This is a genomic window from Albibacterium sp. (genome assembly GCF_035514885.1).
In the GTDB taxonomy this organism is placed as follows: Bacteria; Bacteroidota; Bacteroidia; order Sphingobacteriales; family Sphingobacteriaceae; genus Albibacterium.
Map to the genome: position 1 here is coordinate 411,244 of NZ_DATJCH010000024.1, position 15,749 is coordinate 426,992.

A 15,749-nucleotide genomic window follows, 5' to 3' on the forward strand; every position below is an offset into this window, starting at 1 on the left:
GGTTTAAAGAGGCTTTTTACGTAACTATTTGGTAGTTAACAATATAGTTTGTACATTTGCCACCCACATTTTCCTAGTACCAAAAGGAGAGGCAAATATGATTAAAAAACACCTGTTAACTTGCGCTTTGGCAGTAGTAGTTTTACTAGGTTCAAAGTTGTTTATTTACAGTACTCCTGTAAAAAGTGAAGCGGAAACACGGAGTCTGATAGACGATGATAAGATTGTTGAAAGGCACCGTTTAGCTCTTGAAGTAGAAAAGAAAGAAAAATATTATTCTTCCCTAAACTTTGCAAACGAAGAGATACCGGCAGGTATTAAATCGGTTGACAGAAGGATGAAAAGAAATCTTAATAAGTTTTCATATCGTAATCTTCAAACCCATAAGCTACATCGTACAGCAAAAGAATGGTTTCCGAAAATAGTGCCGATTTTAAAGAAACACGGAATTCCTGAAGATTTCAAATACATGCCTTTAGTAGAAAGCGGACTTCGTTCTGGCACTTCGCATCGGGGAGCATCGGGATATTGGCAATTTATGCCTGGAACTGCTCGAGCTTTTGGTCTTAAAGTAAATTCAAAAGTAGATGAGCGCCAAGATATATTGAAATCTACTGAAGCTGCTGCTAAATATTTGAATGCTCTGCATGATATCTTTGGAAATTGGACATTGGTTGCCGCTGCCTATAACATGGGAGAGGGAGGATTGTTGAAATCGATGAGAAATCAAGGGAAGGACAATTATTACTTATTGTCTTTAAATGCTGAAACCTCTGCTTATGTATATCGATTGATTTCCATGAAGGAGATTATAGAAAACCCAGATATATATGGTTATTTGCCTGCAAGTGGAAAGGGTATGCTTACAGAGAATATATCTTATCAATGGGAACTTAATAATCGCTTGTAAAATTGATGCCCTAATTAATTTTCTAAGCTTAGAATCCTTACCATTTCTTCAGATTTTTTCATAATATTATCTGTATTTTTGCATAAATGGGATACGATTAAGACCCTTTTGCATGGAGATTCCTACATGAATAAAAATACTATTCCGGATTTAGTAGAACAGAATGAAGTTGAGGTTTTTGGAGCCCGGGTTCATAATCTAAAGAATATTGACGTTAGTTTTCCACGAAATAAGTTAGTTGTAATAACTGGATTAAGTGGGAGCGGTAAATCTTCGTTAGCTTTTGATACGATTTACGCAGAAGGACAGCGTAGATATTTAGAAACTTTTAGTGCTTATAGTCGCCAGTTTCTTGGTGGTTTGGAGCGGCCGGATGTGGATAAAATATCAGGTTTAAGTCCGGTAATCGCGATTGAGCAGAAAACTACCAATAAGAACCCTCGTTCTACCGTAGGTACAATTACGGAAGTCTATGATTTCTTAAGGCTTCTATACGCCCGTACAGGAGAGGCATTCTCTTATGTATCTGGTCAAAAGATGGAGCGTCTTTCTGAAAACCAGATTATTGATCGCATATTGTCGAAATTTAATAATGAACCTGTGAATGTCCTTGCTCCAGTAGTAAAAGGCAGGAAGGGTCATTATCGGGAATTGTTTGAACAAATAAGAAAGCAGGGCTTTGTAAAGGTTCGAATTGATGGTGAACTTGCGGATCTTAGTCCGAAAATGCAAGTTGATAGGTATAAGACGCATGATATTGAAGTCGTAATTGATCGACTAATCATTAGTGAAAAAGATAGAAACAGATTGCAGAGTTCTGTTCAGCAAGCAATGAAGTTGGCGAAGGGAGTTATTAAGATTAGTAATGCTGCTAATCAAGAGTTCTTCTTTAGTCGATTTTTAATGGATCCCGAGTCCGGTATTTCTTATGATGAGCCTCAACCCAATACTTTTTCCTTTAATTCGCCTTATGGTGCTTGTGAGAATTGTGATGGTTTAGGCTATGTATTTCAAATTGATCGCGAAAGTGTTATCCCTGATGCGAAATTAAGCATTATGCGCGGAGGCCTAGCTCCTTTAGGTGAGTATAAGGATAATTGGACATTCCAGCAGCTAAAAGCTTTGGCCAAGAAATACGGTTTTTCACTGACAACCCCTATTAAAGATTTATCTGAGGAGCACCTCAGCTTAATTTTTGATGGTGCACCCGATATTATAAGTGTTCCTGTTTCTTATAATAAATGGAATGTTAAGACCTATCAAATCGTATATGAGGGTCTTTTTAAACAACTTGAAGAACAGTACGAACAGAAATCTGGAAATGGTGATATAGAAAGCTTTAGATCTTTAAAGACCTGTACGGTTTGTGAGGGAGCAAGACTAAAGAAAGAGGCTTTACATTTCAAGATTGATCATAAGAATATTTCGGAGTTAGCTGATCTGGACATTTCGACATTGGTTGCGTGGTTTGATAATTTAGAAAGTAGATTAAGCGACCGTCAGAATATTATTGCTACTGAAATTCTTAAAGAGATCCGTTCACGCCTAGGTTTCCTTTTAGATGTCGGCCTGAATTATTTAAGCTTGAATCGTTCTGCAAAAACGCTTTCTGGTGGAGAGGCTCAACGTATCCGTTTGGCTACTCAAATTGGATCGCAACTCGTCAATGTTCTTTATATATTGGATGAGCCGAGCATTGGATTGCACCAGCGTGATAATGAAAGGTTGATCGATGCTTTAAAGAATTTGCGAGATATCGGAAATTCAGTTTTGGTGGTAGAACATGATAAAGATATGATTCTGGCTGCAGATTATGTTATTGATATGGGACCTGCGGCGGGTTTACAGGGTGGAGATGTTGTTGCTCAGGGAACACCTGAAGAAATTTTGAAGAGCCATACTTTAACAGCGGCATACTTGAATCAGGAAAAAGAGATCCTACTTCCACCAACAAGAAGGCAAAGTAATGGACTAGCTTTGCGTATAGAAGGGGCAAGTGGGCATAACCTGAAGGATGTTAATGTAGATTTTCCTTTAGGTTGCTTTATTTCAGTTACAGGTGTATCGGGTAGTGGCAAATCAAGTTTGATAACAGAGACATTGTATCCTATCTTGAATCATCATTTTTTTAGGGCTAAAAAAACTCCTTTACCTTATAAGAAGATTACTGGTTTAGAGAATATTGATAAAGTAATAGAGATAGATCAATCGCCTATAGGAAGAACACCTCGTTCAAATCCTTCTACCTACACGGGTGTATTCTCTGATATTAGAAACTTGTTTGTTCAGCTACCTGAAGCAAAAATTCGTGGGTATAAACCTGGTCGTTTTTCTTTTAATGTAAAAGGAGGGCGTTGTGAGACCTGTAAGGGTGGTGGTATGAAAGTTATAGAGATGAACTTTCTTCCAGATGTTCAGGTGCCTTGCGAAACCTGTCAAGGGAAGCGCTATAATCGTGAGACACTGGAAGTGCGCTATCGAGGGAAGTCTATTAGCGATGTTTTAGATATGCGTATTGAGGAGGCTGTAGCTTTTTTTGAGCCAATTCCTTCAATCTATCGTAAGATTAAAACATTGAACGACGTGGGCTTAGGTTATTTAACATTAGGACAATCATCGGTTACATTGTCGGGTGGAGAGGCGCAGCGTGTGAAGCTTGCGACTGAACTGTCTAAAAAGGATACCGGTAAAACTTTTTATATTTTAGATGAGCCTACAACTGGTTTACATTTTGAAGATGTGAATGTATTATTGGGGGTTTTGAATCGATTGGTTCAGCGTGGTAATACTGTTTTGGTAATTGAACATAATATGGAAGTCATTAAAGTATCTGATTGGGTAATTGACATGGGACCTGAGGGTGGTAGGGGTGGTGGAGAGCTTGTTTTTTCAGGTACACCCGAAGATTTAGCTCAGAATAAGATAAGCCGAACAGCTAAGTTTATTGAAACAGAGTTAAATTTCAGTAATAAAGTGGTATCTTAAGTTGTTGTTAACATAAAAATACAGAAATGGAAATCGTTATATTGGATAAATTAGGTGTGGCAGACCAAATTAAGGGAGTATTGGAGACTGTGTTTGATCCAGAAATTCCTGTAAATATTATTGAATTGGGATTAGTTTATGAGATAATCACCAAAGAAGATGGAACTGCTAAGGTTATTATGACTTTAACAGCCCCAAATTGCCCGGTTGTTGACTCGATTATTAATGAAGTTCAAGAAAAAATTGAGTCGGTAGAAGGAGTTAAGAATGCATTAGTGGAATTAAGCTTTGACCCACCTTGGGAAAAGAGCTTTATGAGTGATGAAGCGCGACTTGAACTTGGATTTATGTAAAGGATATTAATCAAGCCTTTTTTCCAGATCGTCTAATCTTTTAGGAAAGGATATTGGTTTTCCTTTATCCTTTTCATTTCTTCCAAAAGTGAGTTTCCAGAAGTTCCTTGATTCTTTTGTTAATAAAGGTGCTACTATACTTAATATCAGTACATATACTACTACAAAGGATTGAATTATTGGATTTAATCCGCCTGCTTTACCGATGTTTGCCATTATTATTGAAAACTCTCCCCTTGCGGATAAGGTAAACCCTATATCAAATATAGCATGCTTCTTCATGGAAGAGATTCTTGTGGCAAAATAGCCTGATGCTAAGTTGCCGAGTATAGTTAATGCAGCCGCAATAGATGCCCACATGACAGCTCCACCTAAACTCATGGGATCGATTGATAATCCGAAACTAAAGAAAAACATTGCTCCAAAGAAGTCTTTGTATGGGAGAACCATATGCTCGATTCGTTTAATGTATTTCGAATCTGCTAACACAAGTCCTGCCATTAGGGCACCTATAGCTTCGGCCACATGAATAGTTTCAGAAAATCCTGCTGTAATAAATAGAAGTGCGAAAATAATAAGTATAAATATTTCTGATGATTTTACCTGGAGTAACTTGTCGATGGCAGGAACCATTTTTCTGCCGAGAACCAGGAATAGAAGAATAAAGCCGAGAGCTAATAAGCAGGTGCCTATTACACTCCATACTGAACCACCTCCACTTAAGACAAGACCCGATAAGAAAGAAATATGCATAGCAATGAACAGATCATCAAACATAATCATGCCCATGATGATTTCTGTTTCAGGATTTGCTGTTCTACGTAAATCGGTTAACACTTTAGCTACAATTACAGTAGAAGAGCTTGTCATTATACCACAAATAACCATAATTTCGGCAAATGGCATACCCATCATCCAACCTACTAATAGGCCAGTTATAAAGTTGATACAGACATAGATAGTTCCCCCTGTAACTATGGACTTTCCTGATTTAATTAAACGACCGACAGAGAATTCTAATCCAAGGTAGAATAGTAGAAATAATACTCCAAGTCTGCCCATAAAATCTAGAAAGGGCATGCTTTCTTTGAATTGAAGATCGATGATGCCAAGATCGGGAGCATGCTCACCTAGTACCATACCTATAAGAATAAAAAAAGGAATTACGGATACACGTAATTTATTTGATATTAAACCAACTGCGGCTACCAAACAAACAGCAATTCCAATTTCTAGTATTAAGGTATTCATTTTGTTCTTTAGGATTAACGGTTATTGATCAAGGAGTATCTGCTTTAATAGTTTTATGTGATTCCGTTTTCCAGCTACAATGAGGGTAACTCCTGAAGATATTTTAAAATCAGGACCCGGATTTATTATTGTTTCGTCTTGAGTGATAGCAGCAATGATAGAAGCTCCTGTCATCTTTCGTACTTCAAGCTCTCCAATTGATTTTGATATGGCTTTGGATTCTTCAGGAACTTTATACCATTCAATTATTAAGTCGTCTAATGCTACTTCAATGGTTTCTAGAGCTTTGGGCTTATATGATAATCCTCCGATAATTCCTGCGACTTGACGTGACTCTTCATCATTCAATGTGAGGACGCATCGTGATTCATTCTCAGTTTCGTCATAATTGTAAAGTTCGCGTCTTCCATCATCATGGATTACAATCACTACATTATCGCCATAACTCGTTTCTAGTTGATACTTCTTTCCAATACCAATTAGATCCGTTTCTTTAACATTTGACATAATCTATTTTCTAATAAATATTTATATATGAAAACTATAATGCTTGGTTCATCATATATTCCAAAAGTATAAAAAATAAGCCGACCATCATAATTGAGTATTTGTAAAAAGATTGGTGGTTTTTTCTTAATTTCAGGAATGCGTAAATTGATAACGGTTGCACAAATGCGAGAGGCTGATGCTGATTGTTTGAAAGCGAAGAACCTTTCTTCTGTCGGTTTAATGGAAAGGGCTGCTTCTGCTTTTTTAAAAGTGTTTTCTGGGTTAATACCTGAAAAGTATCAATCGATTTTGGTCCTATGTGGAACGGGTAATAACGGGGGGGATGGCTTAGCGATTGCACGATTATTGCAGTGTAGTGGTTATTCTAATATTCGAGTAATGATCATTCGGACGGGTGGGAAAGAATCTGCTGATTTTCTACATAACCTTGTGCGTTTGGAAGAGACACCTATTGAGTTTAGCTATTGGGATGGTGAAGATTTAGAAAATATATCGGAAGATGTTATTATTGATGCGATTTTGGGATCAGGTATTAATAGGCCGCTTAACAATGACTTGTTGAGATTGGTTAGGATGATTAATAAAACTGGCAAACATTTGATTGCAGTCGACTGTCCAACAGGATTTCCATCCGATGGTGAGTTACCTACAAATGAAAGTGTTTTGATAGTGAAAGATGTAATCAGTTTCCAAAGACCAAGATTAAATTTTTTCTTTCCCGAGTCTGCCGCTTTTCTACAGACTTTTCATGTTGTTGATATTGGGTTGCGTGAAGAGTTTATCGAATCATGTCCTTCGGATTACTACTTGCTTCAGAGTTCAGATATTACAGGGATTTATCGGCCTCGTGAGAATTTCAGCCATAAAGGAACTTATGGCCACGCATTGATTTATGCAGGTAGCGCAGGGAAAAGTGGAGCAGCTTTACTTTCTGCAGAAGCTTGTATATACTCCGGGGCTGGTTTAACGAGTGTTTGCATTCCGGAAGAAGATCGCGTTGCACTGCATACACGTTTGCCTGAAGCTATGTATCTGAATATTAAAGAGGCTTGGAAAGTTGAACATAGGGATTCCTTTTCTGCTATTGCAATTGGGCCTGGTTTAGGAAATAATACGTTTTTAATAGAGCAGATTATTAATGAGACAAAAGTGCCCATGGTAATAGATGCAGACGGATTGAATTACTTGTCACATAATCGATCATTGTTAGGTAGATTACCGAAAGGGACTATTTTAACGCCGCATATGAAAGAGTTTGATAGACTCTTTGGAGAATCGAGCTCTTGGTGGTCTCGATTATTATTAGCTATTGAACAGGCCAAAAAATATCAGGTTATTATTGTTTTAAAAAACAGGTATACCTTTATTGTTTTAGAAGATGGTAGGGTTATGATCAACCCAACTGGAAATCCTGGAATGGCTTCTGGTGGAATGGGAGATGTTCTTACAGGAATTATTGTTTCTTTTTTGGCCCAAGGATATACACCAAAAGAAGCTTGTATATTGTCATGTTATTTACATGGCAAAGCTGGTGATTCATTGATTGACTCGGGCAGGTATTCTGTTTCGGCTACCCAGCTTATTGCCAAAATGCCATTTGTTATAGGAGATATCAGAAGCTGATTATAGATTGCTTATTTGTTCTTGTAAAATTGCTCGTCGAGAGATATGGTCTAAGGATACGAAGTGATGCTCATTTTCTAATAAATTTACTAAAAGCAGGTACCTTTTATAAAAATGTACCTGTAATGCAAATTCGTCCTGGAGCCCGGCATATTCATCGATAAAGTAGCTAAGCATATTTAATTCCTCTGGTTTGAGATTTTTGCTTTTTATCTTTTGTAGAAATTGATTCTCTGAAAGTGTTATAAGGTCTTCATCGTTCAGCTGATAATAGTCTTTGAAAATAGCATAGCTAACTTTCTTTGCTTCTTCTTCCGCATCTTCAATAATCAGGCGCTTTACTTTTGCTAAAACCTGACTTAATTGCTGCATTTGAGCAGCTAAGGAATCTCTCTTTAACATCTATTATTTAATTACCAGCCTCCACTAGCTCCACCACCACCGAACCCGCCGCCACCGAATCCACCAAAACCGCCGCCGCCGCCGAATCCACCACCACCGCCAAATCCACCTCCTCTGCCGCCGCCGAATCCGCCACCGCGATTTCCTAAGCCTCCTAAAAGAGTCCACCATAGCAAGTCGGAACTTCCTCTACTTCCTATAACCTTACCGCCACCTCTGCCATTATTACCTCCTTTAGAGATAATACTTATGATTATAAAAAAGATCACAACAAAAATAATCGTTCCTGCGTTTAATCCCTTATTGCTTTCTTTGGGTTTAGCTTTATACTCACCTTTTGTATAGGAAATTAAAGCATTAGTTGCATCATTTAAACCAGTAAAATAGTCTTGACGCGCAAATGCCGGTTTTATTTCATTATTTATAATTTGGAATGCTATAGCATCTGGTACCGCACCCTCTACTCCATAACCTGTCTGTATAGTTACTTTTCTGTCACCCAATGATGCCAAAAGTAAAATACCACTATTGTTTTCCTTTCCTCCTATTCCCCATTTTTGAGCTAAACGAACTGCATAATCTGCTACTTCATAATCTTGTAAAGATTGAATAAGTACAATTGCAATTTGAATGGTTGTGGAGTCGTCAAATGCTACTAACTTGCTTTCGAGTTGTTGAATTTGATCAGCACTTAAAGTATTTGTATAGTCATTCACTAATCGATTAGAGCGTTCGGGGAAATCATCCGCATAGCTAAAGTTGATTAAAAGAAAATTTAAAAATAGAATGCTAAAGAATTTTAATACTTTCATGAGTAGCTTAGTAAAAGCGGGAATCTTCAAAATTAGAAGTAAACAACTTCGTTTGGTAATTCATTTATATCATCGTCGGAACGGGGGAAAAAAGTTTTGAGTTGCTTGCCGGCCCGATGTATACCAGCAATTAAGCCTTCCGCAAATTGTTCCTTTTTGAACAAGTCAGCCATTATGTTTTTTGTTTCTTCCCAGAAATTTTCAGGAACTTTTTTATTAATTCCTTCATCTCCGATAATAGCAAACTTATGATCCTCTATAGCGAGATAGATTAGAACACCGTTCTTGAGAGCTGTTTTGTGCATGTCTAACTCACTAAATCGCCTGACTGCCTGTGCTATTGCTTCATGAGGACATTTCTTCTCTATGCATACCCTAATCTCGCCCGAAGTTCGGTTTTCGGCCATGTTAATGGCATGCATGATTTTTTCCTCTTGTTGATTATTAAAAAGTTTCATTCTTTAAAATTGAACATCCGGCGCCTCATTAGCACCTGCTTCTGCTGTAAAAGATCCTTTTTGCTTGAAACCAAATATTCCCGCCATTAGATTATTTGGAAATTGACGGATTTCAGAGTTGTATTGTTGGGTTGCTTCAATAAATGCACGTCTTTCTACAGATATCCTATTCTCTGTTCCTTCTAATTGAGCCTGTAATTGAAGGAAGTTTTGATTTGCCTTAATATCAGGATAAGCTTCTACAGTTGCTAATAAGCGACCCAAGGATTGAGATAAAGCTCCTTGTGCTTGTTGGAACTGTGCAATATTTTCAGGTGTAAGGTTATTTGCATCAACATTGATAGAGGTTGCTTTGGCTCGTGCTTCAACTACTTGGGTTAAAGTTTCTTGTTCAAAATTTGCGGCACCTTTAACTGTATTAACCAGATTTGGTATTAAATCTGCTCTTCTTTGGTAGGCGTTTTCGACTTGTGCCCATTTCGCTTTCACATTTTCGTCAAGTTGAACCATTGTGTTATAACCGCAGGAGCTTAATGATGTTATGGCAAGAAAGCCAATTAATCCAACTAATAATTTTCTCATTGTTTCTTTTTTAAAGGATTAGTTTTTTAGTCGATTTATACTATTTAACTTTTAATATGCAAAAGTTATACCTTTGTTTCTTCCGAAGGAAAAATTCGGTCATACAATATGCAAAAAGTAATTGAATTAGCCGTTATTCCAGAAAATATTTTTGATGAAAACCACCTTATAGAGCAAGCTTCGAAAAAGCTAAGTGTCTCAATTCAACGCATTAAAGCGGTTAAGGTTAATAAGAGATCCATTGATGCGCGCGGAAGAAAAGTCGTTTTTAGAATACAATTGATTGTATATATTGATGAAGAATTATCTGCTCCTGTTTTTGGATTTAATCCTGAAAATGTGTCAGGTGCAAGACCTGTTTTGATCATTGGATCTGGGCCTGCTGGGTTATTTGCTGCGTTACAATGTATAGAAGAGGGATTGAAGCCTATCATATTTGAACGTGGTAAAGATGTGAAAAATAGACGTCGTGATTTAGCGGCTTTAAATAAGATGGGGATTGTGAATGGGGAATCTAACTATTGCTTTGGGGAGGGGGGCGCAGGTACATACTCAGATGGAAAATTATATACGCGTTCGAATAAGCGTGGAGATGTTCAAAAAGTATTAGAGCTTTTTGTATATCATGGGGCATCACCGGATATACTAATTGATGCGCGGCCACATATAGGCACTAACAAACTACCTCATATTATAGAGGACATTCGTAATACAATTATTTCTGCTGGAGGTGAAATTCATTTTGAGAAGAAGGTGGTTGATATTGAGACTCAATTTGGAGAGGTTAGGGGACTTAAATTTGAATCTGGAGAAACCGTTCTTGCAGACTCTGTTATTGTAGCAACGGGTCATTCGGCCCGAGATATATATGAGTTGTTTTATCGCAAGAATTGGATGCTCGAGGCCAAACCATTTGCTTTAGGCGTTCGTATTGAGCATCCTCAAAAATTAATTGATAAGGTGCAGTATCATTGTGATGTAAGAGGTGAGTATTTGCCTCCTGCTTACTATAGTTTGGTGGAACAAATCGATGAGAGAGGAGTATTTTCTTTTTGTATGTGCCCGGGAGGAGTAATAGCTCCTTGTGCTACTTCAGAAGGTGAGATAGTTGTAAATGGTTGGTCGCCATCTAAACGTAATAACCCTTTCGCTAATTCAGGTACTGTGGTTCAAGTTAATTTATCCGATATCGCGAATTCAATGAGTAATTCCCTTGCATTATTAGAGTTTCAACAATCAATAGAGAGAAAAGCATTTATTTTGGGGGGAGGTAACCAAATTGCTCCAGCTCAACGTATGATTGACTTTGTAGAAGGGAAAGTTTCTACTAATCTGCCTGTAAATTCCTATAAACCAGGAACGCGCTCTGTGGATCTAAATGATGTTCTGCCTCATTTTATAGGCAATTCTTTGAAACAGGCGTTACCTAGATTTGGCAAGAAGATGAAAGGATATTTTACGAATGAAGCGATTTTGGTAGGAGTTGAGTCGAGGACTTCTTCACCGATTCGAATAGTAAGAGATTCAAAAAGTCTTCAGCACCCACAAGTAAAAGGGCTTTACCCATGTGCAGAGGGCGCTGGTTATGCAGGCGGAATTGTTTCTGCCGCTATTGATGGGATTAATTGTGCAAAAGCAATTACAAAACTATAGGATATATTATGTGTTACTAAGAAAAAGAAAAGAACAATGAAAAAGACCATGATAATAGGTGCCACGCCGAACATAGATCGTTATGCGAATAAGGCTGCCACAAGATTAGTTTATACAGGGCATAAAATCGTTAATATTGGAGTTAAGAAAGGTGAGGCGGCAGGAAAAACAATAGAGAAAGCCGATAAGATTTACAATGATATACACACGATTACACTTTATATCGGATCGCAAATTCAAAAAGAATATTACGATTATATCCTGAAGACTAAACCTAAACGGTTAATATTTAATCCAGGTGCCGAAAATCCGGAGTTGTACAAATTGGCTGAAGAGAATGGTATCGAGGCAACGAATGCCTGTACATTGGTTTTATTAGCAAGTAACCAGTTTTAACAGTTAGAATATCTCCATTAATTCTTTTAATTCGATGATTTGATACTTAATATCTTTAGGCCTATTAATATTATTAGGATTAAAGAAAATTGCGTCAATTCCGAAGTTTTGTGCTCCACGTATATCGGCCTCTATACTGTCGCCAATCATTATACTTTCATTCTTTTCTGCTAAGGCACCTTTAAGTGCATAGTTAAAAATCTCTGGATGAGGTTTATGTATACCTATATTCTCGGAGATAATGATTTGGGAAAAGTACTTGCCTATTCCTGTATTTGTAACTTTAGTTTCAGAAGCATTTTTAAACCCATTTGAAATTAAATGCAGTACATATCTTTTTTGTAAATATTCTAATACTTCAATTGCATGAGGAAAAAGATTTGTTTTCTGTGGACATAACGTTAGATAATCCTCTTCGAATTGTAAAGGGAATAAAGAGGGGTCTATACCGAGATCTTTAAAGGTATTAACGAATCTTGCAGCTCTCAGATTATCTTTTGTAATCTCCCCTATATGATACTGAGCCCACAGTTTGTGGTTGTTTGTTGTATAGGTTGCTATAAAGTTATCACAAGAGGCGATGCCTAATTTACGAAAATCGTAAATCTCAAAGAGTTCAGTAAGTGTTTCTTCAGCATTTTTATCAAAGTCCCATAAAGTATGATCAAGATCGAAGAATAGATGCTTTTTTGATTTGAAAGTTGCTAAATCCATCATTTCGTACCTTTGCTTCCATAAGCAAGATCTCCCGCATCTCCTAATCCCGGAACGATATAAGCTTTACTAGTTAATTCAGCATCAACAGCCCCTATCCAGAAGGATGCATTCGGTAGGAAAGCTTTAGTATGTTCTAAGCCTTCTTCACTTGCAATTGCTGAAACAATATGGAGATGTTTAATTTTATATTCAGCAAGTAATTCTTTACATATAAGAACCATACTTTTACCGGTTGCCAACATTACATCTGAAACAATAACTGTATGACCATTAAGGTCAGGCGTAGCTTGATACTCTTTATATATTTCGAATTCTCCGCTTTTTTTAGTCTTACGATAAGCAGCTATAAAAGCACAGCTCGATTGATCAAAAATGTTTAATAGACCTTGGTGCAATGGTAATCCTGCTCTTAAAATAGTTGCTAATATGGGGGGGTCTATTAATAGTTGGGTTTGAGCCTCTCCTAATGGGGTGACGACCTTCTTGTTTTCATAAGAAAGAGTTTTACTGATTTCATAAGCAAATATTTCACCTATTCTTTCCAGATTCCTTCGAAAGCGCATTTGATCATTTTGGATGTCAACATTCCTTAGTTCTGCAAGAAAGTGATTTGCAATACTATTAGTATCAGTTAGGATATGGATCATATAGCAAAAATAGGTTAATTGCTGACTATATTATCTTTAAATTTGTAAAAACAATTTATTCTCCTTTAAGTTTTGATCATACATGGAATTCAAAATCACTTCAGAATATCAACCTACAGGTGATCAGCCTGAAGCTATCAGACAATTAGTTGAAGGTGTAAATAATGGCGATCATTATCAAAATTTGTTAGGAGTTACAGGATCAGGTAAAACTTTTACCATTGCAAATGTAATTCAGCAGGCACAGAAACCTACCCTTATTTTAAGCCATAATAAAACGCTTGCTGCTCAACTTTACGGGGAGTTTAAACAGTTCTTTCCTGAAAATTCTGTTAATTACTTTGTTTCTTATTATGATTATTATCAACCGGAGGCATATATTGCTACCTCAAATACATATATAGAAAAGGATCTTGCAATAAACGATGAGATTGAAAAATTGCGGCTAAAGACAACTTCTTCGTTAATGTCCGGAAGGCGTGATCTTATTGTTGTTTCTTCGGTTTCGTGTATTTACGGTATGGGAAATCCAGAAGATTTCTCTCGTATGGTCTTTCGATTTGCTGTTGGAACAGTTATTTCCAGAAATTCTTTTCTCCATAGACTTGTTGAAATATTATATACAAGGACAACCTTAGAGTTTAAACGTGGGACATTTAGAGTGAAGGGAGATATTGTGGATGTGTATCCTGCTTATATGGATGAAGCTTATCGTATTTCTTTCTTTGGAGATGAGATTGAAGAGTTGGCTGTAATTGACCCAGATAGCGGAAAAACTTTAGAGAAGATGACTGATCTTGCTTTATTTCCTGCAAATTTATTTGTTACTCCACGGGAACGATTCACAGAGTCAATTTGGAATATTCAAGAAGAGTTAGTCTTACGTAAAGAGCAACTTATTGGTGATGGAAGAATGCTCGAAGCAAAACGTTTGGAGGAACGTGTAAATTACGATCTGGAGATGATGCGAGAGCTTGGATATTGTAGTGGAATAGAGAATTATTCTAGATTCTTTGATGGAAGACAACCAGGAATGCGACCTTTCTGTTTACTGGATTATTTTCCAGATGATTATTTAATGGTGATTGATGAGAGTCATGTAACTGTTCCTCAGATTCGGGCGATGTATGGAGGAGACCGATCAAGAAAGTTATCCCTTGTCGAATATGGATTTCGTTTACCTGCTGCATTAGATAACCGACCTCTAAATTTTCCTGAATTCGAAGCTTTGGCTCCTCAAACCATTTATGTAAGTGCCACCCCCGGTGATTATGAGCTGCAACAAACTGAAGGTGTTGTGGTAGAGCAGGTTATTCGTCCAACAGGCTTACTTGATCCGCAAATTGAGATTCGTCCAATCGTTAATCAAGTAGATGATTTATTAGATGAAATCGATAAGACTGTTAAGGAGGGCGGAAGAATTTTAGTTACAACATTGACAAAACGTATGTCTGAAGAGTTGACTAAATATATGGCCCGTTTAGGTGTAAAAGTACGCTATATACATTCGGAGATAAAAACTTTTGAGAGAGTTGAAATCCTTCGAGGGTTGCGCTTAGGTGAATTTGATGTTTTGGTAGGAATTAACTTGTTGAGAGAGGGGTTGGATTTGCCCGAGGTTACATTGGTTGCGATTCTAGATGCTGATAAAGAAGGATTTCTACGCTCTGAGCGATCGTTGATTCAGACGATTGGCCGTGCCGCAAGGAATGAAAACGGAAGGGTAATTATGTATGCTGATAAAATAACGAAAAGTATGCAGATTACTATTGAAGAAACAGATCGTCGTCGTGAAAAACAGATCGCCTATAATGAGTTACATGGCATTATTCCACGAACAGTCGGGAAGTCGCGCGAGGAAATCATCGGCCAGACATCGGTAGCCGACTTTAAAGGTGGTGTAGCAAAAGCTTATGCAGGGCCAGATGATGCGAGCTTGGCTGCTGATCCGGTAATTCAGTATATGGATCAAACGCAGTTGCAAAAAGCGTTTGATAATGCTCAGAAACAGATGCAGAAAGCAGCGAAATCAATGGATTTCTTAGAGGCTGCAAAATATAGGGACGAAATGTTCGCTTTAGAAAAAGTTATAAAGGAAAGGTATTCTTAGTGAGCCAGCTCTTTAATTTTTACAACAATATCTGCTATACTTATTTCATTGTGTGAACTATTGTAAATACATTCCTTATTATATATTAATAAAGCTTGCGGAGACTCGTGCTTTATTTTCCATATCTCTGCAATCTGATTAGAGATGTCACGAAATTTTATCAGATCAAGAAAGTAAGTTTGTACATTTTCAGGCAATAAAATTGCTTCTAATTCTAGATTTCTTTTTGCCATGCTGCTCACAGGACAGCGTGTACTGTGTTTAAAAATCAACACAGGTTCAGATTGTTTTTTAATGTCCTCTAATTGACTGATAGAGTCTAATGGTATCCAGTTCATAT

General features: G+C 37.3%; 16 protein-coding genes. 7 read left to right on the forward strand and 9 right to left on the reverse strand.

Annotation, left to right across the window (positions count from 1 at the left end):
- The first annotated feature begins 97 nt into the window (after window positions 1-97).
- The 3 genes from VL047_RS12940 (at window position 98) to VL047_RS12950 (ending at window position 4,248) form a co-directional block, all read left to right on the forward strand.
- Window positions 98-910, forward strand: coding sequence for a lytic transglycosylase domain-containing protein (locus VL047_RS12940; protein WP_325361190.1), 813 nt, complete (start codon window positions 98-100; stop codon window positions 908-910).
- A 126-nt stretch (window positions 911-1,036) separates the two neighbouring features.
- Entirely contained in the window at window positions 1,037-3,895 is a 2,859-nt protein-coding gene (gene uvrA / locus VL047_RS12945; RefSeq protein ID WP_325361192.1) for an excinuclease ABC subunit UvrA, read from the forward strand.
- A gap of 41 nt (window positions 3,896-3,936) precedes the next feature.
- Window positions 3,937-4,248, forward strand: coding sequence for an iron-sulfur cluster assembly protein (locus VL047_RS12950; protein ID WP_414635313.1), 312 nt, complete (start codon window positions 3,937-3,939; stop codon window positions 4,246-4,248).
- A gap of 6 nt (window positions 4,249-4,254) precedes the next feature.
- Here VL047_RS12950 and VL047_RS12955 read toward each other — a convergent pair whose 3' ends face one another.
- Together VL047_RS12955 and VL047_RS12960 are read right to left on the reverse strand one after the other, a co-directional pair.
- On the reverse strand, window positions 4,255-5,499 hold the full coding sequence (locus tag VL047_RS12955; RefSeq protein WP_325361196.1) for a cation:proton antiporter: 1,245 nt from the start codon (window positions 5,497-5,499) through the stop codon (window positions 4,255-4,257).
- A 21-nt stretch (window positions 5,500-5,520) separates the two neighbouring features.
- On the reverse strand, window positions 5,521-6,006 hold the full coding sequence (locus VL047_RS12960) for a cation:proton antiporter regulatory subunit (RefSeq protein ID WP_325361198.1): 486 nt from the start codon (window positions 6,004-6,006) through the stop codon (window positions 5,521-5,523).
- A 93-nt stretch (window positions 6,007-6,099) separates the two neighbouring features.
- Here VL047_RS12960 and VL047_RS12965 point away from each other — a divergent pair, with 93 nt between their 5' ends.
- Window positions 6,100-7,632 carry an NAD(P)H-hydrate dehydratase gene (locus VL047_RS12965; RefSeq protein WP_325361200.1) on the forward strand — a complete coding sequence of 511 codons (1,533 nt, stop codon included), beginning with the start codon at window positions 6,100-6,102 and terminating at the stop codon, window positions 7,630-7,632.
- On the opposite strand, the gene VL047_RS12970 is transcribed toward VL047_RS12965, so the two are convergent.
- From VL047_RS12970 to VL047_RS12985, 4 genes are read right to left on the reverse strand one after another with little or no spacing between them, the layout of a single operon-like run.
- Window positions 7,633-8,034: a hypothetical protein gene (locus tag VL047_RS12970; protein WP_325361202.1), complete on the reverse strand. Its 402-nt coding sequence runs from the start codon at window positions 8,032-8,034 to the stop codon at window positions 7,633-7,635.
- Window positions 8,035-8,045: 11 nt separating this feature from the next.
- Complete coding sequence (locus VL047_RS12975) at window positions 8,046-8,846, reverse strand: TPM domain-containing protein (RefSeq protein WP_325361204.1); 801 nt, start codon at window positions 8,844-8,846, stop codon at window positions 8,046-8,048.
- Between the two features lie 32 nt (window positions 8,847-8,878).
- Window positions 8,879-9,304, reverse strand: a complete 426-nt coding sequence (locus VL047_RS12980) for a TPM domain-containing protein (RefSeq protein WP_325361206.1) — start codon at window positions 9,302-9,304, stop codon at window positions 8,879-8,881.
- 3 nt (window positions 9,305-9,307) lie between these two features.
- On the reverse strand, window positions 9,308-9,886 hold the full coding sequence (locus VL047_RS12985) for a LemA family protein (RefSeq protein ID WP_325361208.1): 579 nt from the start codon (window positions 9,884-9,886) through the stop codon (window positions 9,308-9,310).
- Window positions 9,887-9,994: 108 nt separating this feature from the next.
- On the opposite strand from VL047_RS12985, the gene VL047_RS12990 reads away from it, so the two are divergent.
- Both VL047_RS12990 and VL047_RS12995 read left to right on the forward strand, forming a co-directional pair.
- A complete protein-coding gene (locus VL047_RS12990; protein ID WP_325361210.1) occupies window positions 9,995-11,539 on the forward strand; it encodes an NAD(P)/FAD-dependent oxidoreductase in 1,545 nt (514 codons plus the stop codon).
- A gap of 36 nt (window positions 11,540-11,575) precedes the next feature.
- A complete protein-coding gene (locus VL047_RS12995) occupies window positions 11,576-11,935 on the forward strand; it encodes a CoA-binding protein (protein ID WP_325361212.1) in 360 nt (119 codons plus the stop codon).
- Between the two features lie 3 nt (window positions 11,936-11,938).
- On the opposite strand, the gene VL047_RS13000 is transcribed toward VL047_RS12995, so the two are convergent.
- Both VL047_RS13000 and upp read right to left on the reverse strand, forming a co-directional pair.
- A complete protein-coding gene (locus tag VL047_RS13000) occupies window positions 11,939-12,649 on the reverse strand; it encodes a YjjG family noncanonical pyrimidine nucleotidase (RefSeq protein WP_414635314.1) in 711 nt (236 codons plus the stop codon).
- Complete coding sequence (gene upp / locus VL047_RS13005; protein WP_325361216.1) at window positions 12,649-13,299, reverse strand: uracil phosphoribosyltransferase; 651 nt, start codon at window positions 13,297-13,299, stop codon at window positions 12,649-12,651. Before upp ends, VL047_RS13000 begins: the two co-directional genes overlap by 1 nt.
- 82 nt (window positions 13,300-13,381) lie before the next feature.
- On the opposite strand from upp, the gene uvrB reads away from it, so the two are divergent.
- Window positions 13,382-15,409: an excinuclease ABC subunit UvrB gene (gene uvrB / locus VL047_RS13010; RefSeq protein ID WP_325361218.1), complete on the forward strand. Its 2,028-nt coding sequence runs from the start codon at window positions 13,382-13,384 to the stop codon at window positions 15,407-15,409.
- On the opposite strand, the gene ytxJ is transcribed toward uvrB, so the two are convergent.
- Window positions 15,406-15,747 carry a bacillithiol system redox-active protein YtxJ gene (gene ytxJ, locus VL047_RS13015; RefSeq protein WP_325361219.1) on the reverse strand — a complete coding sequence of 114 codons (342 nt, stop codon included), beginning with the start codon at window positions 15,745-15,747 and terminating at the stop codon, window positions 15,406-15,408. The two genes, uvrB and ytxJ, sit on opposite strands and share 4 nt — an antisense overlap.
- Window positions 15,748-15,749 lie beyond the last annotated feature (2 nt).